Here is a 24819-nt window from a genome sequence, read left to right on the forward strand (position 1 = left end):
TGACCTGCTTATATGTGATCATGAGCAACACCCAGCCCACCGAGCCTCTGCCGCCCCATCACGAACCTGCGGCGTCCCCGTACGCGCCGGGAGTCCCGCGTCCGGCCGGCGCTCCGAATGGGCTTCGTGAGCCGTTCTACAAGCGTCACGGTCTCGCGTTCGCGATCTCGACCCTGGTGCTGTCCATCGTCATCCTGCTCGGACTCGTCGCCGCGGGCGGCTTCGCGGTCGCGAACGTCGCCATGCGCGTCGGTGAGCGATTCATCTCCCAGTCCCAGCCGCACCAGGTGCCGCCGGCGCAGCCCGGAATCCCGGGACTGCCGGGCCGTCCGGGCGATGGCAACGGAGGCGGCCCGGGCGGCAAGCAGGGCGACGGGAGCAAGCCGTCGCGCGAGCTGGTCCGCGGCACCATCGACTCCATCTCCGGCGACACCTGGACGCTGACCCGCCAGAACGGCGGCACGGTGACCGTGACGGTCGACGCGTCGACCGCCTACGGGCTCCCCGGGCAGCCGACGACGGCATCCGCCTTCGCGAAGGGCGATGAGGTCCTCATCATCGGCACCCGCTCGGCCGACGGGGTGACCGCGACGCGCGTTCTCAAGGTGAGTGCCTTCCCGATCCGCCCGCCGTCGACGCCGGGGACGCCGCAGACTCCCGGTTCGTGATCGGGCGGCCCGCGGCGCTCCGATCGCTCGCCGCGTGCGGCGCAGCGACGTGCTGAACGACCGCGGTGTACTGCCCCAGGCGGACGGCCGTTCCCGCGGTCACCTCGACGCGGACGCGCGGCGGCAGTGACACCCCATCGATGATGCTGCCGTTGACGGAGTCCTCGTCCTGCACCCACAGCCTGCCCTCGGCGGTAAGTCCGAAGGTCAGATGGGTGCGGGAGAGCAACCGTTCGTCGTCGGACAGCGCCACCACGTGCGTGAAACCCCCGTCAGCGTCCGGTCGGCGACCCACCACGCCGGGGCCCGCCACATGCACCACATCGCCCGTCGAGAAGGCGATCAGCCACGAGCCCGGGCTGTCGGCGTCGGTCGGTGGGAATGCTTTCGGGAGAGGTGAAGGCGCCGCCGGGGATGTCGTGCTCGTGTCCGCGCTCCGGCGCCGCCCTGTCGATGATGGAGCGATCGCCGGTGGTTCTCCGATCGCCGGTGGTTCTCCGATCGTCGGTGGTGCGCCGATCGCCGGAGGGTCTGCGATCGGGGGCGGCGGTACGGTCGCCCTCCGCCGTCCGTCCGTCGCCGGTGCGACCCGGATCGGCGGGTCGACGACGCGCCGGGGGAGCGGGCCCGGATCGGGAGCCGTCGGCGCGGCCCGCGGGAGCGGCGGCGGGGTCACCGTGACCCGAGCCCGGGATTCGGGTCCGAGCAGACCGAGCAGGGACGGCTCGTGCGTGGCGCGGCGGCGTCGCAGCAGTCTCATGCGGCGGCCGGGGTGTCGAAGGCGAAGGTGTCCGTGATGAGAGCGAAGAGCTCGTAGAGCTGTTCGGCGATGCCGGTCGATGGCGATGCGCAGGTGACGAGGGCCACACCGTCCGGGTACGGCACGAAGGTGTTCATCGTGACGTACGGGATGGGCGGCCGCGTCGGGGCCAGCTTGATCGGCTGGACGCCGAAGCAACGGACGGCTCGGCCCGCTTTGGGCAGGTCCGTCATGGTCGTCTCCCAGTTGTACTGCTCGCTGCGTGCGGTCGCGCCCTCGCGTGCGTGCTCGGCCACGACATCCAACGGGCTGCGCCCCTTGCCGTCGGCGGGCGGCAGCACCGTGATCATCACCGATCCGGTGATCAGGCCGTCGCCGGCCGGCTGCACGAACGTGGCGCAGTAGCGCGCTCCGACCTCCCAGGCCTGGCGCGAGAGGTCGCGCACGTGGGCGACGATCTCCGACCGTCGGGGACGGAGTTCCGGGATCTTGTCGAGCCGGTCGGCCACGATCGTCTTGATCGCACGGTCGCGGGTGCGAGGGTGGAGGTCGAGCTGATCCCACGAGGACGGGATGTTGATCGAGAACGTTGTGGGGCGATGTTCAGGGGTGTCGCTCACGAGGAGGCTCCTTCGGGGGTGTCATCACTGTCGGTGAGGTCGGTGTTGTCGACGGGCAGGGGCAGCTGGATGACGGTGAGGCCGCCGCGCGGATCGTGCGTGAAGCCGCGGCCGGGCGGGAAGTCCGCTCCCGCCGCGAGGTCGGGGCGGGTGAGCTTGATGCCCAGGTCCTGGCCTTCGAGGATCTCGCGGGGCGCGAGCACGACGCCCTGTCGCGCTTTCGCGATGTCCTTGATCCAGCTGGCGAACCCGCGGAACAGCTCTGCGGCGTCGCCGGCGACCAGGAAGGACAGATCCCGTTCCTCCGACTCGGCGACGACCGCGCGCAGCCATTCGCCGGCCTCGATGTCGCGCAGCAGCTCGATGTCGTCGACGATGACCACCGTGGGTCCCGTGGTCTCGAGCAGCAGGGGAGCGAGCAGTTCGGAGGTGGGGGCCGGGTCGGTGACCACCGCTCGCACTCCGGGCGTTCCCTCCAGCGAGCGAACGGGCGAGGTGCGCGGGGCCAGTACGACGAGCTCGAATCCGGCTGCGCGGGCGCGGTGGGACAGGTGGAGCAGCGCGGTCGAGCGTCCCGACTTCGCGTGACCCGTGATGACGAAGCCGCGGTGGATGCGCGGTGCGAGGGCGATGGGCTCGATGTCTGCTCCGCCGATGCCGAGGAACAGCCTCCCGGGCTCGGCCTCGACACCGCCGTGGGCGGCGGGATCGAACCGGTACGCCGACGGCATCTCGATGATCGCGAACGGTCGCGATGCGGCGGGGACGGCGGCGTCGCGGGCGGTGAGCTCGACGCCCAGGTCCGTGATCCACGCCGTCTGCTCCTGGCCGCTCAGCTGCGGCTCGACGACCGCGATCTGCGTCTCCACCCCGGTGATCGCGGCGAACGCGCGTCCGTCGGGGATCTCCTCGGGCAGGTCGCGCACCTTGAGGCCGGCGAAGGTCACATCCGACCGGTCGACCAGGCGCAGGATCAGCTTGTTCTCGGTCAGGGGAGCCAGGCGGCTGGAGGTCAGCAGCGTCCGGTCGCCGGTGAGGAGGACGTGCACGCCCGCGGCGGCGCCCTCGCGGAGCAGGAAGTGCACCGTCTCGATGAGCCGGCCGCCGTCGATCTGCTGGAACGAGTCGACGAACGTCTCCCACGCGTCGATCAGCAGCAGTGTCTGGGCGGGCCGGTCCTCTCCGGTCGTGATCCGGCGGAGCTCGGCGAGGCTCGACACGCCGGCCGAAGCCAGCCGGTTCTGCCGCTCCAGCACCGTTCGGGCGAGCTTGTCGAGCAGGCGGGACACCTTCTCGGGCTGATGACGCACCGCGACGGTGCCGACGTGGGGGAGTCCGCCCAGCGCGAGCAGACCGCCGTTGCCGCAGTCGATCGCCTGCACGTGCACGTCGGAGGTGGGGAAGGCGACAGCCGCGGACACCGCGATGGTGCGGAGCGCCTGCGTCTTCCCGGCGCCCGCGGTGCCGACGATGAAGAGGTGCCCGTCCTGGTCCGGGTCGAAGCCGACCGGTCGTTGCGCCTGCTCCGCCGGGAAGTCCTGCATGCCGAACACGATCCCCTCCGACGCACCGGGCTTCCGCGCACCCTCCAGCAGCGGAGCGAGTGCGAGTTCGGTCGGCAGAGGCGGGAGCCAGGGCTGGCGCTGCTCGGGGAGGTCGAGCGCGCCGTTCGCCCCCGTGATCGCCTCGACGAGCGCGCGGAGGTCGGTGAGCTCCACGTCGCCCGTGCCGGTCCGCGCCGGGTGCGTCGGGGCCGGGAGGGCGAGGTCGGCGAACCAGGCGGGCCGGACGATGGGCGCCGGTGCCTCGTCGTGGGCGGCTTCCAGCGGCGAGCGACCGCCGACGCGTGCTGTCTGGAACGGAATGAGCGAGTCGGCTCCGAGGCGCGCGTAAGCCCGGCCGGGCAGTGAGGTCGGGATGCGTCCCGCGTCCGGCGAGTTGATCACATCCGCCGATTCACCCCCGTCGGTCATCCGCAGCGCGACCCGGAGGTTCGTGTTGGCCCGGATCTCCGACGACACCGACCCGCTGGGCCGCTGCGTGGCGAGCAGCAGGTGGATGCCGAGCGATCGCCCCCGCTGAGCGAGGTTGACGAGACCGGTGACGAAGTCCGGCAGGTCGCGGACGAGCGAGGCGAACTCGTCGACGACCACCAGCAGCCGCGGGATGCGCTCCAGCCCACGGCGCGCGGCGAGGTCCTGGTAATCCTCGAGGTCCTTCGCGCCCGCCGTGGCGAGGAGGTGCTCCCGCCGTCGCAGCTCGGCGCTCAGGGAGGTGAGCGCACGGCTCACGAGGTGGGTGTCGAGGTCGGTCACCATCCCGACGGTGTGCGGCAGGTGGTCGCAGTCTTTGAACGCTGCGCCGCCCTTGTAGTCGACGAGGACGAAGTTCATCTCCTCGGGGGAGTTGGCCACGGCGAGAGAGGCGACGACCGTCTGGAGGAACTCGCTCTTGCCCGATCCGGTCGTCCCGCCGATGAGCCCGTGCGGTCCGTCCGCCACGAGGTCGAGGGCGAAGGGGCCGTCGAGCGACTCGCCGACGACGGCCACGGACGACCGCGGGTTCAGCACCCAGCGCGCCTGGACGCCCTCCGAGGTCGGGGGATCCAGCTGCAGCAGTTCGAGCAGGCGCGAGGTCGCCGGGATCGCGCTGTCAGTCTCCGCTGGGCTCGTGTCGACGATCGGGGCGATCGCGCGACAGGTCCAGTCGAGCCAGTCGGGTGACACGAGGTCGGGCAGCAGGACGAGCCGGGCGGCCGCCTTCTGCCGTCCCAGCCGGGCGTTCGTGCCGTCGACGATGAGCACGGTGTCGCACTCCTCGGCGAGCAGCCGCTCGTCGCTCTCGACGCAGATCGTGTAGATCCCGAGCTGTGGGCCCTCCTTGAGGATGCGCACGACGCCGGGCAGCGAGCGCAGCCGGCTGACGCCCTCCATGACCACCACGACGGACTCGCCGTCGAAGGCGCGCGAACCGCTCTCTGCCTGGCGAGCGTCCAGGATGCGCAGCAGCTCGGCGAGCCGGGCCGCCAACGACGTCGTCGTCGCGCCCACCGCGCGGAGCGATCGCTGCGACGCGGGCACCGTATGGGGCAGCCATGCCAGGAACTCCCACGGGTGCGGTCGCGTGGGCGCCTCCGGCTGCTGGATCGACGTCAGGAAGTACAGCTGAGCATCCTTCGGGCTGTGCAGCACGCCGATCTGGGCGCAGAGCCACTGCGCCACCTGGCGGGCGCTGTCGATCGACCCGGCCCCGCCCGCGATGCCGACGACGCCGGCGTCGCCGAGGCGGACGGTGACCGGCGCATGGGGGATGTCCCAGACGACGGTCTGCTTGTGACTCAGCTGGTCGGGGTCCGTCAGCGTCACCCGTGAGGGCTGCGTCGCGGTGCCGAACCGGAGGGACAACCAGGAGTCGTCGCCGCGGCGCCGCTCCCACAGCCGGGGGCTGGGGCCGACGGCGATGGAGGCGAGAAGCGTCGGGTCGGGATCGGCCCGCATCCGCTCTGCGCGCTCCTCGGCGAGGGCCTCCAGCGCATCCGCCTCGATCCGCTTGCGGAGCTCACGATGCTCCGCCAGCCGCTTCTTGTAGCGCTTGCGTCCGCTGCGGCGATTGGTGAGCCAGGAGCCCAGCATCATCAACGGTGACATCAATCCGAAGGCCATCATGGCCGGATTTCTCCAGACCAGGGACATCACGATCGCCATTCCCATGGGCATCAAGCCCACGATGAGGGGAAGGGGCGGCCGGTCCGGCGGGGCCGGCTCGACCGGCAGGCGGAACTTCGGGTCGGGCTCCGGCGGCAGCATCCGGGGCGGGCGGTTGTAGCGGACCAGCCCCTCCACCGGGTCGTCCTCCAGGGCCGCGCGCGTGGTCTCGACCGGGCCGACCTGGAGCACCCGGTCGGCGTAGGCCAGCTGGCTCTGGGGCGTCAGAGTCTGTCCGTCCTCCAACTCTGCGCCGTCGAGGGTGGCCGGACTGGCGTGCGCTCCGCGCGCCACTGTGACGGACCCGTCCTCTCCGATGAGGAGGCCGAGATCGATCTCGTCGGCGGCCGGATCTGTGACCGCAATGTGGCCTTCGCTGCCTCGGCCGATGAGAACGACGCCCGGCTCGCTGTGCACGCTGGATCCCGCGTCCGCTCCGGAGACCGTCCGAACCAGCTGTACCCCAGATGGGGGGCGGAATCGCCGCGGCATGCTCGCCTCGGTGTGCAGGGTCACGAGCGAGCCTTCACGGAGTCCGCTGGAATGGATCGGACCGTCGACGCTGACGAACGTTCCGTCGACGTCGTAACCCGCCGTCGCGCCCGAGACATCAGCTCCCGTAATGCTGACGAGCGTCGCGCCGAGCGTGGAAAAGGGCAGGTCGCGGTTGATTTCGACGAAGATGGGCAGGCGTCCGCCGGTGGCGGAGTCGTGCACGGTGATCAGCATTCGTCGGCTTTCTCGGGTGGGGGCGGGTGCGAGCGGCGAACTTGCGCGAGCTAAAGCATATGTCAGTAATATCGGGCTTCGTCGCATTGACTATGAAATCTCAAGCAAGGAGTACACGTGACAAATTTCAAGATTACCTATGACGACCTCGTTGCCACGGGGGCCAAGCTGGCCGCAGGCGAACAGGAGATCGACGCCAAGCTGAACGAACTGAAAGCAGCCATCGATCAGCTCATCTCCGAGGGATTTGTTACCGACCACGGATCCGTGGCGATGGGCACCATGTTCGCCGAGTTCAACAAGAACAGCGTCGACCTCATGGCGACGCTGTCGGGCATGAACAAGGCGTTCGGGCAGATCTGCGCGACGGTCGCGGAGTTCGATGCCAACATCGCGAACTCGTTCGCTGGCAAGGACGCCCCCGTCCTTGCTGTCGCCAGGCCAATGGACTAGCAGTAGGGCTCAGGACCTCGGCTGCCGACCCGGTTGCCAGCGCACCGGGTCGGCGCCATCCACCCGAGCACAGGGGAAGGAAGACGCACAGTGCCGATTACGGTCACCTATGAGGACCTTCGGGCGGTGGGCCGCCGAATGGAGGAAGGTGCCAACCAGGTTCGAGACGTCCTTGACGTGGTCGGGAACGCCGCGGTTGACCTGCTCCACGGGGGCGGATTCGAATCCGACGCCGGCGTTCCCGCGTTCCGGCGCTATTACGCCACCTTCGACGACTCCGCCCGCAAGGTCGCCACCAACCTGGAGGAGATGGCCACCAACATGGACAAGATCGCCACCAGCTACGAGAGCCAAGATCACGCGATCGCGATGAGCCTCCAGGGCAAGAGCGAGGGCAGCGGCGGGGGAGCCGGCAGCAAGAGCCCCTCGGCGAATTCGGCAGGGTCCGATCTGAGGAACGTCCGATGAACGACATCCTCAAGGTCGACCCCAACGAGCTCCGCGACCTGGCCGCCGCCCTGGAGCACGTCCGTGACCAGATGTGGGAGACCTGGGGCGCCGTCCACCAGTATGACGAGGCACTGGGGCCGCAGCGGCTGGTCGACAAGACCATCACGTTCGAGGAGCACTGGAACAGGGGTCGGCGTCTGCTGAAGAACCACGCCGACGAGCTGAGCCAGGCGCTCCGCCAATCGGCGGATGCCTACGAGAAGACGGATACGGACCTGGGGGAGCAGATCGATCCGCCTCCTATGCAAAGCGTGGGGATCTTTCTCACACATCCTGATTCGTAACGGCGCGGGATAGCCGGTCACGAGATCGGTTATCCGCTTTTTTCTTGTTGTCTTCGATGTGTTGTGGAGTGTGTGGTGTCGCGTTCGGGTGATTGGTCGGTGGTTGGTCGGGGTCGGGATCCGGTGCCGGGTGATCCGGGTGGGGTTCGGGCGTTGGGGTCGTTGTATGGGGAGATTGCGGAGCAGGCGCATGCGGTGTCGGTGGGGATTGCGCGGGTTGCGGATGCGAGCGAGTCGGGGGGTTGGCGTGGTGAGGGTGGGGATGCGTTCCGGCCGAAGGTGGGGAGTTTGCCGGAGGAGGCGGCGAAGGCGGATGTGAGTTTCCGGACGGCGGCGGATGGGTTCGGGGTGTTCGCGTCGGTGATGGAGTCGTGTCAGTCGCGGGCGGATGAGGGGTTGGCGCGGGCGGTGGTGGCGTCGGCGGATTTGGCGTCGGCGCAGAGTGCGTTGAGTGCGGCGTCGAAGGCGTTGGTGTCGGCGGATGCGGGGTTGCATTCGTTGACGGATCTGGTGGATAAGTATCGGGATGCGGAGCCGCCGAAGGGGGTGTCGATTCCGTCGGATTGGGAGTTGGCGCAGGCGCGGAGTTCGCGGGATGCGGCGGCGGGGGAGAAGTCGTCGGCGCAGGCGGGGATCCAGGCGGCGCAGGCGGAGCTGGATGCGGCGAAGCGGTTGGTGGATGAGGCGGCGCAGGAGTTTGATGCGGCGACCACGACGATGATGCATGCGTTGAACGAGGCCAAGGATCAGGGGGTGCGGGAGGACTCGTTCTGGGAGTGGTTGGCGAACTCGGATGCGTTCAAGTGGATCGTGACGGCGATCGCGGTGATCGTGGCGATCGTGTTGACCCTGCTGGGGGTGTCGGCGTTGCTGACGCTGGTGATCGGGTTCTTGATCTCGGAGATCCCGTCGGTGATCGGGTTGGCGACGGGGGAGATGAGCCTGGATGAGTTCCTGGTCGATTTCTTCGTGAACCTGTTGTTCGAGGGGCTGGGCGAGGGGGTCGGGCATGCGTTGGGGGCGTTGCTGAGCGCGGTGATGAAGGCGTTGCCGGTGAGTGTGATCGCGGCGCTGAAAACGCCGGCCGCGTTGCTGAACGGCGGGTTCTCTCGCGGGATCAACAATCTGCTCTCCCTGAGCGAGCTGATCGCGTCTGTCTCGCTCCTCTCCAAATACACCCCGCCGGGCGGCGGCGTGTTCGAGGCCGGCTTCAGCGGTGCAGCCAAGGCGCCCGCAGGGACTCCCGGCGGGACGCTGGCCACGAGTCCGGGGGACGCGCCCATCGGGACGGCGATGGCCACTGGCGACGGGCCGGGCATCGGGATCACGCCCGGCGGGGAGGGGACGCTAGCTGGCGTCACCGCGCCGACGGTGCAGACTCTCGATGGCCGCGCGGATCTTCCCATGGGCACCACCAAAACGATCAGCCACCCCGACGGAAGCTCCACGTTCTACATCGTCAATGAGTATGGCTATTGGAGCCCGAACGGCACGATTTATCCCTCGCTGCCGACGGTCGGACCGGGCTCCCGGTATCCGGCCGGCACCGAAGAGCTGGCTCAGGGTCACTCCCAATACGGAGTGACACTGACCGAGGGCGGCTTCCGGCTCCCTGACGGCGACCTGGATCTGCCGTGGGGAACGAGCGGGCAGCTGTCCAGCGGCCAGTGGTCGCTGCCGCCCTATACACGGGTCCATCCGGACGGCTCCGCAACCCTGGTGATCGGCGGCGTCGTCCACGGAGTGGATCTGCCGCGCGGCACCACGGTGCTGGCGAACGGCGACGTGCCGCTGGAGGCGGGCTTCACGGTCCACGGCGTGAAGCTGTCCGAGGGTGCCATGTTGCGACCCGGCGGCGACGTGGAGCTCGGGCCGGGCGCGCGCGTTGACGACGCGACCGTGACCGGCGGAACGCTGAAGCCGGACGGCACTGTGGCCTTGCGGCCAGGGGCCGACTACAACGGCATTTCGGTCGACGAGGGCGGGACCCTGCTCCGGCCGGGTATTGAGCACATTTCGGGCCTCGTGCTGACTCACGGTGGTGTGGTGCTCCCGTCGGGAGAGGTCTTTCTCCCGCTGGGCACGCGCATCGGTCGCGTGACGCTGACCGAGGGCGGGATGTTGCTGCCACCGGGGACCATGGTCTACGGGCAGGAGCTTCGGTTCGGTGGGGTGTGGATGCCTCCGGGCAGTCTCTACGGCGGTGTGAGATTGCCGACCGGTGGAACGCTCCTCCCTCCGGGCAGCCTGTTCGCCACCGACGTGGCCCTTCCCGACGGCGCAGTGCTGCTGAAGGCTGGCGCCAGCATTCACGACGTCACGTTGAAGACCAACGGTCTTCTATTGCCGAGCGGAGCCGTGATGCAGATGGACATGAGCTTCGTTCAGCCTGCCGGCGCCGTACTTCGGCCTGGTGGAGGACGCATCGTGCCGCACGGTGCGACGCTCGTCCTTCCCGGCGGCATGAAGGGGCCGAGCGGGTACATGATCGCGACAGGCGGGATGACACTCCCGAACGGGGGCGTGATGCTGACGAAGAGACCGGACGGTGTCGTGACCACGAGTTATCTGGACCCTGGTCATTCCTTCCCTCCCGACCATCACTTTTCGGGGAACGTGACGCTGCTCCCCAACCCGGACGTGCCCGGGCCGCTTCGGCTGGAGCTGCCCGGCGGCCTGGACCTCGGAAGTGGCGGGATCACCCTCCTGAAAGGCGGGACAATTGAAGAGATCATCGAAAGGGTCGCGCCACTCTCGTCGGACTCGTCGCCGCGCATCCGTCGGCCAGGTGAGGTGTTCGAGGAATTCAAGCCGTTCGGGAATCACACCGAGGGCCATGCGTGGGCCCAGGTCACCTGGTCCGAAGACTGGGCGAAGGGCCTGAGCTCGCCTCAGACGACTGCACTGAACAAGTACACCGGCCCTGCCTACGAGGAGATCAACGCATTTCTGCGCGATCAACCGCGGGAGAATCCACGATTCACGACCGATCAGCTGTCGCAGTGGGTCGATCAGATCCAGTCCACGATGACAGCGCTGCCGTCGGACGTCGAGGTCAGTCGTGGCACGAACCCTGACTTCCTGTACACATTCCTGGAAGGGAAGAATGCGCCGGAGATCACCAACTTGCTCTTTCTTGAGGGCAGCACGATCACGGAATCGGGATTCCTGTCGACGACCCTGGGGCCGATCGTGCCGTCTCACAGCCAGGGGGGCGTGCAGTTCTACCTTCGTGTCCCCAAGGAGATTCAGGGGGTGTATATGCGGCCCTTTTCTGAGTACCAGAACGAGTACGAACTCACGCTTCGGCCGCCGCTGGTGACCGTCATCGATAGCGATGGCGTCTACATCGTCCCCTCGCCGTCGGGGACGGGCATCACCTGGCAGATCTTCGGCTCCGTGAGACCCTGGACCTCTGCTGATGACCTGAAGCCGGGCATTCTCTCTCCCCACTCACCCTCGACCGACGGGACCACACCATGAACGATCGCGACAAACAGGACGCCGCTCGCGCGCGTGCCGAGAACAGACTGTCCGGCCCGTTCGGCACCTCGCTGGAGCTGCCCGCGGATTACAACAACAACGCCGCCGGCCCGGTGCTCGCTGTTCCAGTCACCGTGGACTCCGACGACACGACTCCCCTCCTCGTAGGCTACCTCTGGTTCGCCGACGATGAGGATGCGGCGGGATACCTGAGCCGCGGCACCTTTTTCATCTACGGCAGTCCCTACATCCGGTTCCTCCGTTCGGCGAGGGTCCGCGGACTGAGCGTGCAGCAGGCACGGGAGGAGCTGGCCGCGACGCCCCCCGAGGGCAGCGCGCAGCCCGACTTCGGGAGGGCCACCACGTTCGACAGCCTGAGCGCCGTGAGGGACGCCGCCCGCTGAGGGCAGCGGGGGAATGCTGAGCGCCGCACGGCGTTGTATACTGAGTAGCTCGCCGCTCGTCGGCGGGCTCCGTATCTGGACAACTCAACAGCGCGTGACAGCGACCCGGCCTTCAGGCCGCGCAGGGGGATGATCGGTTTCGACATTGACTGCGTGACTGTGAGAAGCGGGTCGAGGATGCATGGTTATCTCGTTAACGATCCATGCGAAAAAATAAGTGCCAATAACAAGAGCACTGTCTCGGCCAAGGCCGACTTCGCCCTCGCGGCGTAAGTTCGCCTCCGCCATTTGAGAGACCGTCAGTCCGGGAATCGTCTCCTACCCGGATCCTGGCGTCAGCTAGGGGACTTGCTTCTGCGTTGAGCATCAGGGCGCAGAGGGACTTCCACTGATACTGGGTCCGTCGGGGCAGGTGCCAGCGACAAGCTCCGGGACCGAGAAAGCGACTTCACTGGCTACGCCCGTAGAAGGCACATGACCACAGCAGTGGACGGGGGTTCGATTCCCCCCATCTCCACCACTCGGTCGCTGTCACGCGTTGCTGAAAGTCCTTCCTTCGCACTTGTGCGTCACCGCTGTTCCCTGCTCGCCCATCGCGGCCCGACGTAGACCCGCCAACGATGGCGATGGAGTGACAGCTCGAGGTCTTGGGAGCGGTACGCGGGAGGTCCCTGCTCGACGAACATCCGGTGGTGCTTGCAATTGGAATCGCGGATGATCGACAGATGACTCGATTCGCCATCGATGCGCCGACGTGCGTTGCCCTCATCCGTCACCGCGTCGTTCCTTCTGCAGGACACCACCTCGTGGCACCCGCGGTCCTCCGGTCGGACGTGTTGAACCTCCTGTTCAGCGAGGTTCGGACAGGGCATCTGGATGAGAACGAGGGACGGCGTGACTTGGAGCAATTCGCCGAGATGAAGATCCGGCTCTTGGGAGATCGGGTCTCACGGGCGACCGCGTGGAAGATCGCCCGTGACCTCGGATGGACCGATCCTCGACCGGCTGAATACCTCGCAGTGGCTCGCCTTCAAGCCGATCTTCTCGTCACGGATGACCCGCGCCTCGTCGAGGGTGCCGCCGGCATCACCCCGGTCGCCGGCCGCGCCGTGTTCACCCAGCGCTCATCCGAGAATTCTCCGTAAGCGATCCGCTTGCGCGCATGCGCCGGCCGCATGCTGCCACCACGGAACTCCCCGCTCGACGGAACCAGGAGGGGCGTGTTCGCCCCACACATCAGAGCGCCTCGGCGGGTTCGATTCCCCCGTCTCCACCACTCGGTCGCTGTCACGCCTTGTCCGACTCAGTCCCTCGCGTCGGCCACCTCGTCGTCGAGCTTCTCGTCGTCGACCGCGATCTCCTTGCGGGTGATGCCGGTGGCGTGCACCAGCAGCTTCTCGGCCTCGTCTGCCTGCGCCGGGGAGGCGACGACGACGATGCCCGAGCTTCCCGCGTGGAGCGTCTCGCTGATCGACTTCAGGTCCTCGGCCGACGACTTCTTCTTGATGTGCCCGGCGAGGGCGCCGATTCCGCCGCCCGCCACTCCGCCGGCGATCAGCGCGCCGCCGAGAGCGACCGCGGGGAAGAGGGCGACGACGAGTCCGCCGGCGAGCCCGATGGCGAGGCCTTTGCGGCCGCCGTGGTGCTTGTCGCCGTCGTCCCGCTTCGGGATGGAGACGTTCCCCTCCTTGTCGCGGACGACGACGGCCGCGTCGAAGTCCGTGTGCTTGCCGGAGCCTTTGTAGTGCTCGTGGAGCGCGTCGAAGTCGGTGACGGCTTCGTCCTCGCTCGCGTACTGTGCGGCGATCGCCACATACGGCTGGTCTGTCATGGTGCTATCCCTTCGTGATTTGGCCGCGCCCGGTGCGCGACTGCATGGTGCGGATGAGTTCAGGCGGCGCTCGGGGGAGCGGCCGCGCCCGCCCCGACGGGTTGCGGGGCGCGGCTGCCGGGGAGGAAGCCGCTGACCACAGAGCCGGCGATGGCGACGATCACCAGCGCAGCCATGGCCAGCACGTAGCCGCCCGCGCGCTGGTCGACGCCGAAGCCGAGGATGGTGCCGACGATGGCCGTGCCGAAGCTGGAGCCCAGGTTGGAGATGCTGCGCGACAGGCCCGAGATCTCACCCTGCTGGTCCTCGCCGAAGGCGGACTGGACCACGTTCACGCTCGGGGTCAGCATCACCCCGATCCCGAGGCCGATCACCAGGAGCCCCGGAACGAACGGCCACCCGCCCGGGATCGCGCCCACCAGGAGGAGAAGCACGACACCCACCGCGGTGACGATGAAGCCGGTGAGGATGAGCGTGCGCTGCGCCACCAACCGCACGAGCCGTCCGGCGGCGAGCGAGGACACGAGGATGCCGACGGTCGCCGCCGTGAAGATCACCCCGGTCTCGATGGCGTCGTACTGCCGTACCACCTGCAGGTGGCTGGAGACCAGGAACGAGATACCCATCAGCAGCAGCCACTGGAAGTTCTGCGTCACGAGCCCCAGGTTGGAGACCCTGTTGCGGAACAACGCCGTGGACAGCAGCGGCTCCCTCTTCCGGCGCTCCAGGCGCCGGATCCAGGCGAAGAAGGCCGCGATGATGGCGGCGCCGACGACCAGCAGCAGCAGCGCGAGCCACAGCGTCCGGTCGATCGCCAGGATGCCGGCCACGAACACGACGAGGCCGCCGCCGGAGAGCACCGCCCCCACGGTGTCGTAGGGCCGGCTCGGGTCGGCCGGCAGCGGGTCCTTGAGGGCCAGCGCGAACAGGATGATGACCACGATGATGAGCGCCTGGAACAGGAACGCCGCGCGCCAGCTGATGGCGCTGCAGATCCAGCCGCCGATGAGGGGCCCGGTGGCCGCGCCGACCCCGCCCGCTGCGCTGACCAGACCGAAGGAGCGCGCCCGCCCCTGGATATCCTTCCAGTACAGCGTCACCAAGATGTACACCGGAGGGATCAGCAGCGCCGTTCCGGCGCCCTCCAGGATGGAGTTGCCCAGGATGAGCAGCCCCAGCCCCGGCGCCAGGGCACTCAGCACCGCGCCGACGCCGTAGATCCCCAGCCCGAGCAGGAAGCACGTCTTGCGTCCGAGCAGGTCGGTGAGCTTGCCGAACGGCACCATGAGCGCCGCCATCGTGAGCAGGAACAGGGTGATCGACAGCTGAATGCCCGCCACCGTCGTGCCCAGATCCTTGCTCATGTCGTTGAGCATGACGTTCATGTTCGAGCCGGCGAACGAGCAGATGAACTGCGCGAGCGCGAGCGGGACCAGCGTCCATCCCGCGACGGTCCGGGCGGTCGTTGCGGTCATGCGGCGTCCTCTCCGGTCGGTGCGTCGGGTCTGCGCCGACGGGGGTGGTGCGGCTCAGCTCCGCAGTTCGCGCCCGTGGACCGTGACCGCGTAGATCACCAGCACGTCGATGGCGACCATGACGATCGACCACCACGGTTGCGCCGGCAACGACATGAGCTGCGAGATGGCGTTCACGCCCGCGACGATCACGGCGAACACCCGCGCCCACATCGCGCCACGCAGAAGGAACAGCCCGGCGAGCAGCAGCAGGACGCCGATGATCAGCGACCACCATCCCCACGCGGCGACGTTGAACGAGGCGACGCCCCCGCCGGAGCCCACGAAGTACGCCGTGTTCGGCCCGATGATCGCCATGATTCCGTAGAACAGGTCGATCCCGGCACCGATGAACAGCATGACCGCCGCGAAATACGCCCAACCGACCCAGCCTGTCGCTCTGACTTCAGACATCTCGGCACCTCCTCTTGGGGTTTCGGCGGCAGGATGCACCCCTCGCGTCCGGCGCGGCTAGACAGTGTCGCGGAGAATTCGGTGTCTAGCGACCGGGCGCCCTGGTTGGGCACACTCGACGCATGACCGAAGCCGACATCACGGGTCCCACCACGCTCGGTCCCGGCCACGTGCCCGGCGGGATGCCGCTGAAGATCCACCTGAGCGAGCCCGAGTACGCGGCGCTCGTGCGTATCGCGCAGCATCGCCGGACGACGGTTGCGCGCCTGGTGGAGGCGCTGGTCCTGCACGCGCTGGAGAACACGCAGGTTCCCCAGCCTGCGGAGCCGTCGGTCAAGCGGCGCCACACCACCTACGAGGCGGCCACCAGCGGGTATCGCCCGGACTGAGCGTCCCGCGGTTTCGCTGATATCGGGCGGATATCAGCTGATTCGTTGCACGACGAGGTAGGCGGCGATCAGCCCGGCGATCGTCCAGCTGACCAGGCTGCCGATCAGGAACTCCTCCGCCTTCGAGCCGCCGCGGCCATCCGCGCTGATCTCCGGGAAGCGGACGATTCCCTTGGCCGCCAGGAGGCCGACGATGACCGCCCCCGCGCCGACCAGCGCGAGGCCGACGATGAGGATCCGCTCCAGTGGACCGATCACCCGGCCGCCGCGCAACGTGGAGGCGGCCCCGGCCGGTACGCCGGTCGACGGCGCATCCTCGACGACCGACGCGACCGCGCGCGTCCCGAAGGCCACCGACCAGCGCCGGGGTGCGGGGGCGCCGGGATCGGCGGCACGGTCCGTCGTCATCGCACGGCCGAACGCCGCCCGGCAGACGACGTTCGCCGTGCGGGTGAGCACGACGGCGGCCGCCACGGATGCGACGACCAGCGACAGGGAGACGGGCAGCCTCGCCGTGGCCATGGCGTCCCCGAACGCGCGGGCGGCAGGGGAGACGGCGAACGTCGGACGCTCGGCCACGACGGCGACGGCCATGACCGGGACGCTGAGAATGGCCGCGGTCAGCAGCGCGAGGTGTCCTCGCCGTCTGAGGAAGCGGACCTCCGCCCAGAGCCAGAGCAGCCCGCAGAGGGCGACCACGAGCGCCCACCCGGGAGGCGTGCCGAGCCCGAGCCACCCGGCGAGCGGCACGACGAGGGCCGCGACGACGGCGCCCGGGACGCCAGCGGGTGCCTCGCGACGGCCTGCACCGCCGAGCTTCACCAGACCGAGGACGGCATCGAGTGCGCCGATGGTCAGCAGGAGGACTGCCGAGATCATGCGCGGGCAGCCTCCGAGACGAGCTCGATGCCGGCGACCAGGGCGGCGGCTCCCGAGCGGTGCAGAGTCTGTGAGACGGCGGACTGGGCGATCCGCTCCTCCCGGGCGAGCTCCTTCTGGGTCCGTCCCTCGAGCAGGCCGGCCGCGAGGCGGCGCTCGCGGGCCTTCATCCGCGAGATCGTGTGGTCCCGCTGCAGGAGCAGCGCATCCACTGCCGCCGTGAAGCCGGGGTCCTCCGCCACGAGCCAGGTGCGGACGGCCGGCTGCGCCCGGTCTTGCAGACGGTGGGCAGTCACGATCGCGTCCCGCGCGCGCCACCAGGCCGAGCCGTCCTGGATCGCACCGCCCGTGCGCGACGGCTCGATCTCGGTGGCCTCCCCGATGCCCAGGCCGAAACGGCAGTCGATCCCGTCCGGCAGGATGAGGCGCACCAGGGCGGTCGCACCCAAGGCGGCGCCGAGGTCTGGGTAGCGTGCCTGGAATTCGTCGCCCACCGTCGCCCAGAGCGTCTGCTCGGGGGAGAAGCGGTCGTCAGCGCGCGCGAACGCGGCGCGCACCGCATCCTGGGCATCGGAGCGGCTGGGCAGGTTGCGGGAGCCGACGATGTCCGCGATCAGAGCCACAGTCGACGTCATGACACCACGATATCGCTTATATCCGCAGAATATAAGGCTTTTTGCGGCGGATGCGGTGTCACAGTGCTGCGCGCGCCCAGTCGAGTCCCGTCCCGAGGGCGGTGAGAACCGAGACATGGCCCTCGCGCGGGCGGATCCAGAGCTCGCCGTGGCGAAGACGTTCCAGCATCGCGGCAGCGTGCGGAGCGGGCACGACGCGGTCCGCGCCGCCCTGGATGAGGAGCACGGGAGCCGCGACCGCCCGCAGCTCGACGCCCCACGACGAGACGTAGGCCAGGTCGTCATCGGCTTCGCCGTCGGGCCCTTCGGCTGCGCCGGCGCCCGCGTCCGCGCCTAGAGGACCCCACTCGCCGGCCAGCACCTCGTAGTCGCGGGCGGTGAAGGAGTCGGGGTCGAACTCCGCGGTCGCCGCGTACGCGAGCCGTGCCTCCCGGCCCGACAGCGCCGCCTGCAGGCCGCCGGGGGCGACCATGCCCGAGAACCAGTCGGGGGAGCCGTCGTAGGGTGCGATCCCCGCCAGAGTGACGGCGGCCCTCGTCCGGTCGGCGCCCGCGAGCGCTGCGAGGGCGAGCGCGTGCGGGCCACCGCCCGACGCGCCGGCGGTCACGAACCGGTCGATGCCGAGCGCGTCGAGGACGGCGAGCACGTCGGCCGCCGCATCGGCGACCGAGCGACCCGGGCGGACGTCGGAGCCGGGGTAGCCGGGACGCGTCACCGAGACGACGCGCAGCCCGCGAGCTGCGGCCGCGGTCGCCAGGGGCCGGATCACGGCCCCGGTCTGCGGTGTGCCGTGGTGCCAGACCAGCACAGGCGCGCCCGTCTCTCCACCGGTGTCGAAGTACCGCACCGCCCGCCCGTCGGCGGCGACGAACGACTGCGCTCCGGTCATGGGCGCCACGCCTCCACCTCGGCGAGAAGCGCGGCTTTGCGCTCGGGGGGCGCGAAGGACGCCTCGATCGACGTGCGGGCGAACCGTCGCGCCTGCTCCTGGGTCAGGCCGAGGGCATCCCAGACGGCCGTGAAGTTCTGCCCGGCGTAGCCGCCGAAATACGCAGGATCGTCGGAGTTGACCGTGACGCGCACGCCGGCGGCGTCGAGGCGCAACAGGGGATGGTCGCGGAGGTCCGGCGTCGCCTGCAGCCGCACGTTCGACAGCGGGCAGACCGTGAGCGGGATGCGCTCCTCGGCCAGCCGTGCGACCAGCCCGGGGTCCTCGATCGAGCGGATGCCGTGGTCGATCCGCTCGGCGCGCAGCAGGTCGAGAGCCTCGCGCACGTACTCCGGCGGTCCCTCCTCGCCGGCGTGGGCGACGGCGTGCAGCCCGGCCGCGCGCGCCCGCGCGTAGACGCCCTCGAACAGCGACGGCGGGTAGCCGACCTCGGCGGAGTCCAGCCCGACCGCCACGATCCGGTCGGTGCGCTGCAGCCCGGCAGTGAGCGCCTCCTCGGCGGAGGCGACCGGCTGGTCGCGCAGGAAGCAGAGGATGAGCGAGCCGGTCATCCCGAACTCGCGCTCCGCCTCGTCGAGGGCGTCGCCGATCCCGTCGACGACGTCGTCGAACGCCACCCCGCGCGCGGTGTGCGCCTGCGGGTCGAAGAACAGTTCGGCGTGGCGCACCCCCTGCGCGTGTGCGCGGCGCAGGTAGCGCCGGGTCAATTCGGCGAAATCCTCACGCGTGAGCAGCACGGCCATGGTGGCGTAGTAGAGGTCGAGGAAGGATTGCAGGTCGTCGAAGTCGTACTGCGCGGCCAGTTCTTCGACCGACGAGTACGGCAAGGTGACGCCGTTGCGGGCGGCGAGCTCGAACGCCAGCCCGGGTTCGAGCGTGCCCTCGATGTGCAGGTGCAGCTCGGCCTTCGGGAGGGCGAACAGGGCGTCGTCGGTGAGGGGGGCGTCTGTCATGTTCCCGATCCTCTCACCGACCGCCGACGTCTCCGACGCGCAGCAGGATCTTGCCGCGATGGGCGGAGGACTCCATCCGCCGGTGTGCGGCCGCCGCGTCCACCAGCGGGAAGACCGAGTCGATCACCGGCCGGATCCGACCGTCGGCGAGCAGGGGCCAGAGCTGCGAGCGCACCCCGGCGATAATCGCGACGCGCTCCGCGAGCGGGCGAGCACGGAGGGTGGTGCCCTGGATGCTGGCGCGTTTCCGCATCAGCAGGCCCATGTCGACCGACGCCGGCTCGCGGTCGCGGACGGCGATCGACAGGATGCGGCCCCCCGTCGCCAGGGCCTCGAGGTCCCGGGCGATGTAGGCGCCGCCGACGATGTCGAGCACCACGTCGACGCCGCGCCCGTCGGTGAAGGCGCGGACGGCCTCCACGAAGTCCTGCTCGCGGTAGTTCACCGCGGCGTCGGCTCCGAGCTCCCGGCAGAAGGCCGCCTTGTCGTCGCTGCCCGCCGTCGCGATGACCTCGGCGCCGAGGGCGCGCCCGACCTGGATGGCCATGGTGCCGATCCCGCTGGAGCCGCCGTGCACCAGCAGCGCCTTGCCTTCGGAGAGCCGTCCGAGGTCGACGACGTTCGACCACACCGTTGCGGCGACCTCGGGAAGCCCCGCGGCCTCCACGAGGTCGATGTCGTCGGGCACGGGGAGGACGAGCCCCGCATCCACCGTCACGAGCTCGGCGTAGCCGCCTCCGGAGAGGAGGGCGCAGACCCGGTCGCCGACGGTCCAGCCGATGACCTCGGAACCGACCGCGTCGACGACCCCGGACACCTCCAGCCCGGGCCACTCGGGCGCGCCCGGAGGTGGCGGGTAGAAGCCGCGGCGCTGGCTGAGATCGGCGCCGTTCAGGCCGGCGGCGACGACACGGATGCGCACCTCGCGCGCGGCCGGGACCGGCTCCGGCACCTCCGCGAGCGCCAGGACCTCCGGCCCGCCCGGCTGCGCGACGACGACCGCGCGCATCAGAGGCGTCCCGCCTGCTGCGGGGTCGCGCCGTCGGGGCGGCGCCCCAGCACATCCCGCACCCGCACCTTGCTCGAGTACTCGATCGATCCGTAGCGGAACAGCCGCACGGCGATGCGCAGCACGATATAGGCGAGCACGAACAGCTCGACGATGATGATGACCGCCTGCCAGAGCGGGAGCGAGCCGAACGCGTTCAAGATGAGCGCCGTGATCGGCGCCGTGTACGGGAAGTAGGCGAGCAGCTGGACGATGGGGGACTGCGGCGAGCTGATCGCGAACCCGGACGCGTACAGCGGGATCACGACGGCGAAGACCACCACCGAGAACACGGGAGCGGCGTCCTTCGCCGTCGGCATGATCGCGCCGACGGCGACCAGCGTCCCGGTGAAGAGGGCGAAGCCGCCGATGAGGATGAGCGCACCGACGATCATCTTCTGCGGATCGAAGACGAGGCCGCTCAGGTCGAAGTCCGGCAGTTGCAGCTGGTTGCGGAAGAAGAGGTACCCGATCACCATCGGCAGCGCGAAGACCGCGAGCTGGATGATCCCGATGGCGAACAAGGAGATGACCTTGCCGAGCAGCAGGTTGGTCGGGTTGATCGTCGTCAGGATCATCTCCGTGACGCGGTTCTCCTTCTCCTCCAGTGTGGAGTTCAGCATCTGGTTGCCGAGGAAGACGATGACGACGAAGAAGGCGCCGAGGAACAGCAGCGCGGGCAGGATCGCCTCGAACCCGGGCGCCCGCTTGCCGCCCGCGAACGTGGTGGTGGACGTCTTCACGTCGCCGCGCAGCACCGCGACGGTCGTCGGGTCGTCGAGCTTCTGCTCCACGCTCGCCGACAGCAGCGACTCCGCCACCGCTGAGTACTTGCTGTTCTGGAACACTCCGGCGTCCTCGCCGTAGACTCGGACCGTCTGCTTTGCCGGGTCCGCGGGGTAGGCGAAGTATGCCGGTGTCCCTCCGATCTGCACCTCCTCGACGCCCTCGGCCTGCGACGAGATCTCGGTGCCGCCGAACTGCTTGGCGATCGTCCGGTCGACGAGCCCCGACGCATCCGAGTAGAGGAACTCGAATCGCGCGTTCTTCTGCTGGTCGGCGGTGTTCGCGGTGGAAACATTGGAGGCGATGATCAGGCCGCCCAGCCCGAAGACGAGGATGGGGATGATGAGCGTGATCGCCCAGAACCGCCGCTTGGTGATGGTGCGGCGGAACTCGAAACCGATGACGGTCCTGAGATTGTGACGGGCCATGCTGTCAGTCCTCTTCCCGGCTCTCGGCGCCGTAGACCTCGACGAAGATGTCGTCGAGCGATTTGCGGGATGGGGCGTAGCGCGACACCCGCACGCCCGCATCCACCAGGTCGCGCAGGATGGTCGCGGGGTCCGTGCCGTCCGCCGGCTCCAGCTGGGCGTGGCCGCCGACATCGGACAGCACGCGGTAGGCGGCCGACGACGGCAGAGCGCCCTCGTGGTCGAGGTGCACGATGGTGCCGCCGAACTGCTCCTGAACCTCCTCGACGGTCCCGTAGGCGCGGGAGGTGCCGTCCTTCAGCAGGATGACCCGGTCGCAGAGACGCTCGACCTCCTCCATCTGGTGCGTCACCATCATCACCGTCGAGCCGGCGCGCTTCTGGTCGTCGATGATGTCCATCAGCAGCCGCCGGTTGACGGGGTCGAAGCCCTTCGTCGGCTCGTCGAGGATGAGCAGCTCCGGCTCGTTCATGATCGTGACGCCGAGCTGCACCTTCTGCTGCTGGCCGCCGGACAGCTTGTCGAGCCGCACCTTCTCCTTCTCGGGGATGCCCACGCGCTCCAGATACTCGCGCGACCAGCGGCGGGCCTGCTCGGCCCCGAGCCCCTTCAGCCGGCCGAAGTACACCATGACGTCGATCACGGACTCCTTCTTGTACAGCCCGCGCTCCTCCGGCAGGTAGCCGAGCCGCTCGCCGGCCTCCGGGCTGAACGCGCGGCCGTCGATGTGGAGCACCCCGGCGGTCGGCTGGTAGATGCCCAGCAGCGCCCGGATGGTCGTCGTCTTGCCCGAGCCGTTGCTCCCGAGGAAGCCGAACGTCTCGCCCCGCTGGATGTCGAACGAGAGGTCCCGGATGACGGTGGTGCGCCCGAAGTCCATGCGGAAGTTCGCGATGTGGACCAGCGGCTCCGTCGTCCGGGTGGAAGGGGGTGCGGATGCGGGTGTCGGTGCGCTCACCCGGGTCAGCCTAGGGCAGCCGCACAGTCGCGGGGGAGACCCGGCCGGGCGGGTCCGCCTGGCCGCCGCGCGCTCAGGCGAGCGCGGCGAGAAGGGCGTCGTGGATGAGGCCGTTGGACGCCAGCGACGAGCCGTTCCCGGGGCCCGGAGTGCCGTCCACCGAAGTGAACCGCCCGCCGGCCTCCTCGACGATCGGGATGAGCGCCGCGAGGTCGTAGGTCTTCACGCCGAACTCGCCCACCGCATCCACGAGTCCCTCCGCCAGCAGCATGTACGACCACATGTCGCCGTAGGCGCGGTCGCGCCACATGCGGCGGGTCAGGGCGATGAGCCGGTCGAGGTACCCCGCCTCGTCCCACTGGGCGATGCTCTGGAAACTCATCGACGCGTGCTCGAGGTCGGCGATGCCCGAGACGTGGATGCTGCGCGGCTCGGCGCCCGCCGCGTCCGTCGTCCACGCGCCCCCGCCGGTGACAGCCCACCAGCGGCGTCCGAGCGCAGGCGAGCTGACCACGCCGACACGGGGCACACCGTCGACGGCGAGGGCGATCAGCGTTCCCCAGACCGGGACGCCGCGCAGGTAGTTGGCGGTGCCGTCGATCGGGTCGATGATCCACTGCCTCGTCGCGTCGCCCTCGGTTCCGTATTCCTCGCCGAGGATGCCGTCGCCGGGCCGCTCGGCTGCGAGGGTGTCGCGGATCGCCCGCTCGACGGCGAGGTCCGCCTCGGTGACGGGGGAGCGGTCCGGCTTCGTCTCGACGTGCAGGTCGCGGTCGCGGAAACGGCTGAGGGAGATCCGGTCGGCTTCGTCGGCGAGGCGCAGCGCGAGGTCGAGGTCGGCGGTCAGGTCGGGCGTCGCGGTGTCGGTCACGGCACCGAGCCTACTGGTGGCCGGCTCGGCGGGCGGGCTTGGCGAGCGGCCCAGCGGAGAGTACCGATGGAGGCATGCGACGGATCGTGTATGCAGGGACGGCGTTCTACACCGGCGATGCGCTGGCGGAGGCGCTGCTGGAGTACTCGCGGGCTCTCGCCCGGCGCAACATCGCGGACACCGTGTTCGTGCCGGGCAGAACCGCGCAAGGCGACGTGGGGCCGGTGGAGGTGCTGATCGGGCCGGCGAGCCAGATCGTCAGCGAGCCTGCCGATGAGGTCGGGCCGGACCTCGAGGACGACGAGCTCGTCGACCGCCTCCGACGTCTCACGGACGAGCTGACCGCGCGCAAAGAGTAGTCCCCACGGGGGCTCTTGTTGACGGGTCGCGCAGCCCAATACGCTCGCGGTAGCCCGGAGGGCGGAGCGGAGGCGGCATGCGGTTCATCCGTCCACCCGTGAGCGGCCCTCGCCGGCCCCAGCCGGAGGCGGACTCGATCCTGCGGCGCAGCCCGCTGCTGTTCGGCTTCCTCGTCACGCTGGGCGCGATCGGCGCGGTCGCCACCGGCCTGATGCTGTACGGCCTCCGGTCGATCATCTTCTCGGTGTTCCTGGCGATGTTCGCCACCGTGGGCCTCGACCCGCTCATCCGCTGGTTCCAGCGCCGCGGGATGAGACGTGGATGGGCGATCACCACGGTGATCCTGATCATCATCGCAGTGCTCGTCGGAATCGTCTGGGTGATCGTCCCCCTCATCGCCAACCAGATCTCCTTCCTGGCGGCGGCGGTGCCCCACGAGATCGCGACCCTGCGCAGCCAGGGCTGGTTCGACTCCACCAACGACGCCACCAATGGCGTGCTCGGACAGGTCGTCGGCTGGATCTCGCAGCAGGCGCAGGACCCGAACACCTGGGCGACCATCGGCAACGGCCTCGTCGGGTTCGGCCTGTCGGTGCTGAACGCCGTGACGACGGGGTTCTTCATCGCGATCCTCACGATCTACTTCATCGCGTCGTACGACGCCACCAAGCAGGCCGCCTACCGCCTGGTGCGCCGCTCACGCCGGGACCGGTTCGAGAGCTACGCCGAACGCATCCTGCAGAACTTCGGCAAGTACCTCAGCGGGATGGTCATCCTCGCCTTCTGCAATGCCGTCTACAGCCTCGTCCTGCTGCTGGGCACTGGTGTGCCCGGGGCGTTCCTGATCGCGCTGGCGGCGTTCTTCATCACGCTGATCCCGCTGATCGGAACCGTGCTGACCACCGCCGTGATGTCGGTGCTGGCGTTCATCCACTCTCCGGTCAGCGGGGTGGTCGTGCTCGTGCTGATGCTCGTCTATATGCAGGTGGAGGCGTACATCCTCACGCCGCGCGTGATGGGCAAGGCCGTGCAGGTGCCCGGCTCGGTGGTGCTGATCTCGGCACTGGCCGGCTCGACGCTGTTCGGTCTGCCCGGCGCGCTGGTCGCCATCCCGATCTCGGCGGGCATCATCCTGATCATCAAGGAGATCGTGATGCCCCGGAAAGACCGCACCTGAGGCGAGCGATCC

24 protein-coding genes and 1 other RNA gene are annotated in these 24819 nt (G+C 69.2%); 11 read left to right on the forward strand and 14 right to left on the reverse strand.

Features of this window, described 5'->3' with window-relative positions; genetic code table 11:
- Window positions 1-20 precede the first annotated feature (20 nt).
- Window positions 21-668 carry a DUF5666 domain-containing protein gene (locus ACR9Y5_RS07555; protein WP_481297387.1) on the forward strand — a complete coding sequence of 216 codons (648 nt, stop codon included), beginning with the start codon at window positions 21-23 and terminating at the stop codon, window positions 666-668.
- On the opposite strand, the gene ACR9Y5_RS07560 is transcribed toward ACR9Y5_RS07555, so the two are convergent.
- Genes ACR9Y5_RS07560 through ACR9Y5_RS07570 form a run of 3 tightly spaced genes read right to left on the reverse strand, consistent with a single transcriptional unit; the run spans window position 601 to window position 6481 of the window.
- Window positions 601-1428, reverse strand: coding sequence for an FHA domain-containing protein (locus ACR9Y5_RS07560; RefSeq protein WP_481297388.1), 828 nt, complete (start codon window positions 1426-1428; stop codon window positions 601-603). The genes ACR9Y5_RS07555 and ACR9Y5_RS07560 overlap by 68 nt on opposite strands.
- The gene (locus ACR9Y5_RS07565; RefSeq protein WP_481297389.1) at window positions 1425-2048 is read right to left on the reverse strand and encodes a hypothetical protein; all 624 of its coding nucleotides are present in this window, start codon (window positions 2046-2048) and stop codon (window positions 1425-1427) included. The genes ACR9Y5_RS07560 and ACR9Y5_RS07565 overlap by 4 nt, the downstream gene beginning before the upstream one ends.
- On the reverse strand, window positions 2045-6481 hold the full coding sequence (locus tag ACR9Y5_RS07570; RefSeq protein ID WP_481297390.1) for an FtsK/SpoIIIE domain-containing protein: 4437 nt from the start codon (window positions 6479-6481) through the stop codon (window positions 2045-2047). Before ACR9Y5_RS07570 ends, ACR9Y5_RS07565 begins: the two co-directional genes overlap by 4 nt.
- Before the next feature lie 117 nt (window positions 6482-6598).
- On the opposite strand from ACR9Y5_RS07570, the gene ACR9Y5_RS07575 reads away from it, so the two are divergent.
- The 7 genes from ACR9Y5_RS07575 (at window position 6599) to ACR9Y5_RS07605 (ending at window position 12760) form a co-directional block, all read left to right on the forward strand.
- Window positions 6599-6934, forward strand: coding sequence for a WXG100 family type VII secretion target (locus ACR9Y5_RS07575; RefSeq protein WP_481297391.1), 336 nt, complete (start codon window positions 6599-6601; stop codon window positions 6932-6934).
- A 90-nt stretch (window positions 6935-7024) separates the two neighbouring features.
- Window positions 7025-7402 carry a WXG100 family type VII secretion target gene (locus ACR9Y5_RS07580; protein WP_481297392.1) on the forward strand — a complete coding sequence of 126 codons (378 nt, stop codon included), beginning with the start codon at window positions 7025-7027 and terminating at the stop codon, window positions 7400-7402.
- Window positions 7399-7728 (forward strand): type VII secretion target, encoded by a 330-nt coding sequence (locus ACR9Y5_RS07585; RefSeq protein WP_481297393.1) that lies wholly within the window; start codon window positions 7399-7401, stop codon window positions 7726-7728. Before ACR9Y5_RS07580 ends, ACR9Y5_RS07585 begins: the two co-directional genes overlap by 4 nt.
- 123 nt (window positions 7729-7851) lie before the next feature.
- Window positions 7852-11211, forward strand: a complete 3360-nt coding sequence (locus ACR9Y5_RS07590; RefSeq protein WP_481299535.1) for an ADP-ribosyltransferase — start codon at window positions 7852-7854, stop codon at window positions 11209-11211.
- Window positions 11208-11615 (forward strand): hypothetical protein, encoded by a 408-nt coding sequence (locus ACR9Y5_RS07595; RefSeq protein ID WP_481297394.1) that lies wholly within the window; start codon window positions 11208-11210, stop codon window positions 11613-11615. Before ACR9Y5_RS07590 ends, ACR9Y5_RS07595 begins: the two co-directional genes overlap by 4 nt.
- Before the next feature lie 125 nt (window positions 11616-11740).
- Window positions 11741-12135: a transfer-messenger RNA gene (ssrA, locus tag ACR9Y5_RS07600) on the forward strand.
- Window positions 12136-12340: 205 nt separating this feature from the next.
- Window positions 12341-12760, forward strand: coding sequence for a type II toxin-antitoxin system VapC family toxin (locus ACR9Y5_RS07605; protein WP_481297395.1), 420 nt, complete (start codon window positions 12341-12343; stop codon window positions 12758-12760).
- Window positions 12761-12918: 158 nt separating this feature from the next.
- Here the strand turns inward: ACR9Y5_RS07605 and ACR9Y5_RS07610 are convergent, their stop codons facing one another.
- Genes ACR9Y5_RS07610 through ACR9Y5_RS07620 form a run of 3 tightly spaced genes read right to left on the reverse strand, consistent with a single transcriptional unit; the run spans window position 12919 to window position 15374 of the window.
- Window positions 12919-13446 (reverse strand): DUF1269 domain-containing protein, encoded by a 528-nt coding sequence (locus ACR9Y5_RS07610; protein WP_481297396.1) that lies wholly within the window; start codon window positions 13444-13446, stop codon window positions 12919-12921.
- A gap of 59 nt (window positions 13447-13505) precedes the next feature.
- Window positions 13506-14921, reverse strand: coding sequence for an MFS transporter (locus ACR9Y5_RS07615; RefSeq protein ID WP_481297397.1), 1416 nt, complete (start codon window positions 14919-14921; stop codon window positions 13506-13508).
- 54 nt (window positions 14922-14975) lie between these two features.
- Window positions 14976-15374 carry a DUF7144 family membrane protein gene (locus ACR9Y5_RS07620; protein WP_481297398.1) on the reverse strand — a complete coding sequence of 133 codons (399 nt, stop codon included), beginning with the start codon at window positions 15372-15374 and terminating at the stop codon, window positions 14976-14978.
- 122 nt (window positions 15375-15496) lie between these two features.
- On the opposite strand from ACR9Y5_RS07620, the gene ACR9Y5_RS07625 reads away from it, so the two are divergent.
- Complete coding sequence (locus ACR9Y5_RS07625) at window positions 15497-15763, forward strand: hypothetical protein (protein WP_481297399.1); 267 nt, start codon at window positions 15497-15499, stop codon at window positions 15761-15763.
- Window positions 15764-15796: 33 nt separating this feature from the next.
- On the opposite strand, the gene ACR9Y5_RS07630 is transcribed toward ACR9Y5_RS07625, so the two are convergent.
- The 8 genes from ACR9Y5_RS07630 to ACR9Y5_RS07665 form a co-directional block, all read right to left on the reverse strand.
- The gene (locus ACR9Y5_RS07630; RefSeq protein ID WP_481297400.1) at window positions 15797-16642 is read right to left on the reverse strand and encodes a hypothetical protein; all 846 of its coding nucleotides are present in this window, start codon (window positions 16640-16642) and stop codon (window positions 15797-15799) included.
- Window positions 16639-17277: a SatD family protein gene (locus ACR9Y5_RS07635; protein WP_481297401.1), complete on the reverse strand. Its 639-nt coding sequence runs from the start codon at window positions 17275-17277 to the stop codon at window positions 16639-16641. The genes ACR9Y5_RS07630 and ACR9Y5_RS07635 overlap by 4 nt, the downstream gene beginning before the upstream one ends.
- 58 nt (window positions 17278-17335) lie before the next feature.
- Complete coding sequence (locus tag ACR9Y5_RS07640) at window positions 17336-18166, reverse strand: alpha/beta fold hydrolase (RefSeq protein WP_481297402.1); 831 nt, start codon at window positions 18164-18166, stop codon at window positions 17336-17338.
- The gene (locus ACR9Y5_RS07645; RefSeq protein WP_481297403.1) at window positions 18163-19179 is read right to left on the reverse strand and encodes an adenosine deaminase; all 1017 of its coding nucleotides are present in this window, start codon (window positions 19177-19179) and stop codon (window positions 18163-18165) included. The genes ACR9Y5_RS07640 and ACR9Y5_RS07645 overlap by 4 nt, the downstream gene beginning before the upstream one ends.
- A gap of 13 nt (window positions 19180-19192) precedes the next feature.
- Entirely contained in the window at window positions 19193-20188 is a 996-nt protein-coding gene (locus tag ACR9Y5_RS07650; RefSeq protein ID WP_481297404.1) for an NAD(P)H-quinone oxidoreductase, read from the reverse strand.
- Window positions 20188-21441: an ABC transporter permease gene (locus tag ACR9Y5_RS07655; protein WP_481297405.1), complete on the reverse strand. Its 1254-nt coding sequence runs from the start codon at window positions 21439-21441 to the stop codon at window positions 20188-20190. The genes ACR9Y5_RS07650 and ACR9Y5_RS07655 overlap by 1 nt, the downstream gene beginning before the upstream one ends.
- A 4-nt stretch (window positions 21442-21445) precedes the next feature.
- Complete coding sequence (locus ACR9Y5_RS07660) at window positions 21446-22321, reverse strand: ABC transporter ATP-binding protein (protein WP_481299536.1); 876 nt, start codon at window positions 22319-22321, stop codon at window positions 21446-21448.
- A gap of 151 nt (window positions 22322-22472) precedes the next feature.
- Window positions 22473-23270, reverse strand: a complete 798-nt coding sequence (locus ACR9Y5_RS07665) for an inositol monophosphatase family protein (protein WP_481297406.1) — start codon at window positions 23268-23270, stop codon at window positions 22473-22475.
- Between the two features lie 74 nt (window positions 23271-23344).
- Between ACR9Y5_RS07665 and ACR9Y5_RS07670 the strand changes: the two genes are divergently transcribed.
- Entirely contained in the window at window positions 23345-23629 is a 285-nt protein-coding gene (locus ACR9Y5_RS07670; RefSeq protein ID WP_481297407.1) for a hypothetical protein, read from the forward strand.
- 98 nt (window positions 23630-23727) lie between these two features.
- Window positions 23728-24807, forward strand: a complete 1080-nt coding sequence (locus ACR9Y5_RS07675; RefSeq protein ID WP_481297408.1) for an AI-2E family transporter — start codon at window positions 23728-23730, stop codon at window positions 24805-24807.
- The last annotated feature ends 12 nt before the right edge of the window (window positions 24808-24819 follow it).

The sequence above is a fragment of the Leifsonia sp. KNZ13-11D genome (assembly GCF_056754895.1).

Bases quoted from the DNA above. Each gene is read 5' to 3' on its own strand.
- ACR9Y5_RS07555 (WP_481297387.1), top strand. From the start codon at position 21: ATGAGCAACACCCAGCCCACCGAGCCTCTGCCGCCCCATCACGAACCT.
- ACR9Y5_RS07560 (WP_481297388.1), bottom strand. From the start codon at position 1,428: ATGAGACTGCTGCGACGCCGCCGCGCCACGCACGAGCCGTCCCTGCTC.
- ACR9Y5_RS07570 (WP_481297390.1), bottom strand. From the start codon at position 6,481: ATGCTGATCACCGTGCACGACTCCGCCACCGGCGGACGCCTGCCCATC.
- ACR9Y5_RS07585 (WP_481297393.1), top strand. From the start codon at position 7,399: ATGAACGACATCCTCAAGGTCGACCCCAACGAGCTCCGCGACCTGGCC.
- ACR9Y5_RS07595 (WP_481297394.1), top strand. From the start codon at position 11,208: ATGAACGATCGCGACAAACAGGACGCCGCTCGCGCGCGTGCCGAGAAC.
- ACR9Y5_RS07605 (WP_481297395.1), top strand. From the start codon at position 12,341: ATGACTCGATTCGCCATCGATGCGCCGACGTGCGTTGCCCTCATCCGT.
- ACR9Y5_RS07610 (WP_481297396.1), bottom strand. From the start codon at position 13,446: ATGACAGACCAGCCGTATGTGGCGATCGCCGCACAGTACGCGAGCGAG.
- ACR9Y5_RS07615 (WP_481297397.1), bottom strand. From the start codon at position 14,921: ATGACCGCAACGACCGCCCGGACCGTCGCGGGATGGACGCTGGTCCCG.
- ACR9Y5_RS07620 (WP_481297398.1), bottom strand. From the start codon at position 15,374: ATGTCTGAAGTCAGAGCGACAGGCTGGGTCGGTTGGGCGTATTTCGCG.
- ACR9Y5_RS07625 (WP_481297399.1), top strand. From the start codon at position 15,497: ATGACCGAAGCCGACATCACGGGTCCCACCACGCTCGGTCCCGGCCAC.
- ACR9Y5_RS07630 (WP_481297400.1), bottom strand. From the start codon at position 16,642: ATGATCTCGGCAGTCCTCCTGCTGACCATCGGCGCACTCGATGCCGTC.
- ACR9Y5_RS07635 (WP_481297401.1), bottom strand. From the start codon at position 17,277: ATGACGTCGACTGTGGCTCTGATCGCGGACATCGTCGGCTCCCGCAAC.
- ACR9Y5_RS07640 (WP_481297402.1), bottom strand. From the start codon at position 18,166: ATGACCGGAGCGCAGTCGTTCGTCGCCGCCGACGGGCGGGCGGTGCGG.
- ACR9Y5_RS07645 (WP_481297403.1), bottom strand. From the start codon at position 19,179: ATGACAGACGCCCCCCTCACCGACGACGCCCTGTTCGCCCTCCCGAAG.
- ACR9Y5_RS07650 (WP_481297404.1), bottom strand. From the start codon at position 20,188: ATGCGCGCGGTCGTCGTCGCGCAGCCGGGCGGGCCGGAGGTCCTGGCG.
- ACR9Y5_RS07655 (WP_481297405.1), bottom strand. From the start codon at position 21,441: ATGGCCCGTCACAATCTCAGGACCGTCATCGGTTTCGAGTTCCGCCGC.
- ACR9Y5_RS07660 (WP_481299536.1), bottom strand. From the start codon at position 22,321: ATGGACTTCGGGCGCACCACCGTCATCCGGGACCTCTCGTTCGACATC.
- ACR9Y5_RS07670 (WP_481297407.1), top strand. From the start codon at position 23,345: ATGCGACGGATCGTGTATGCAGGGACGGCGTTCTACACCGGCGATGCG.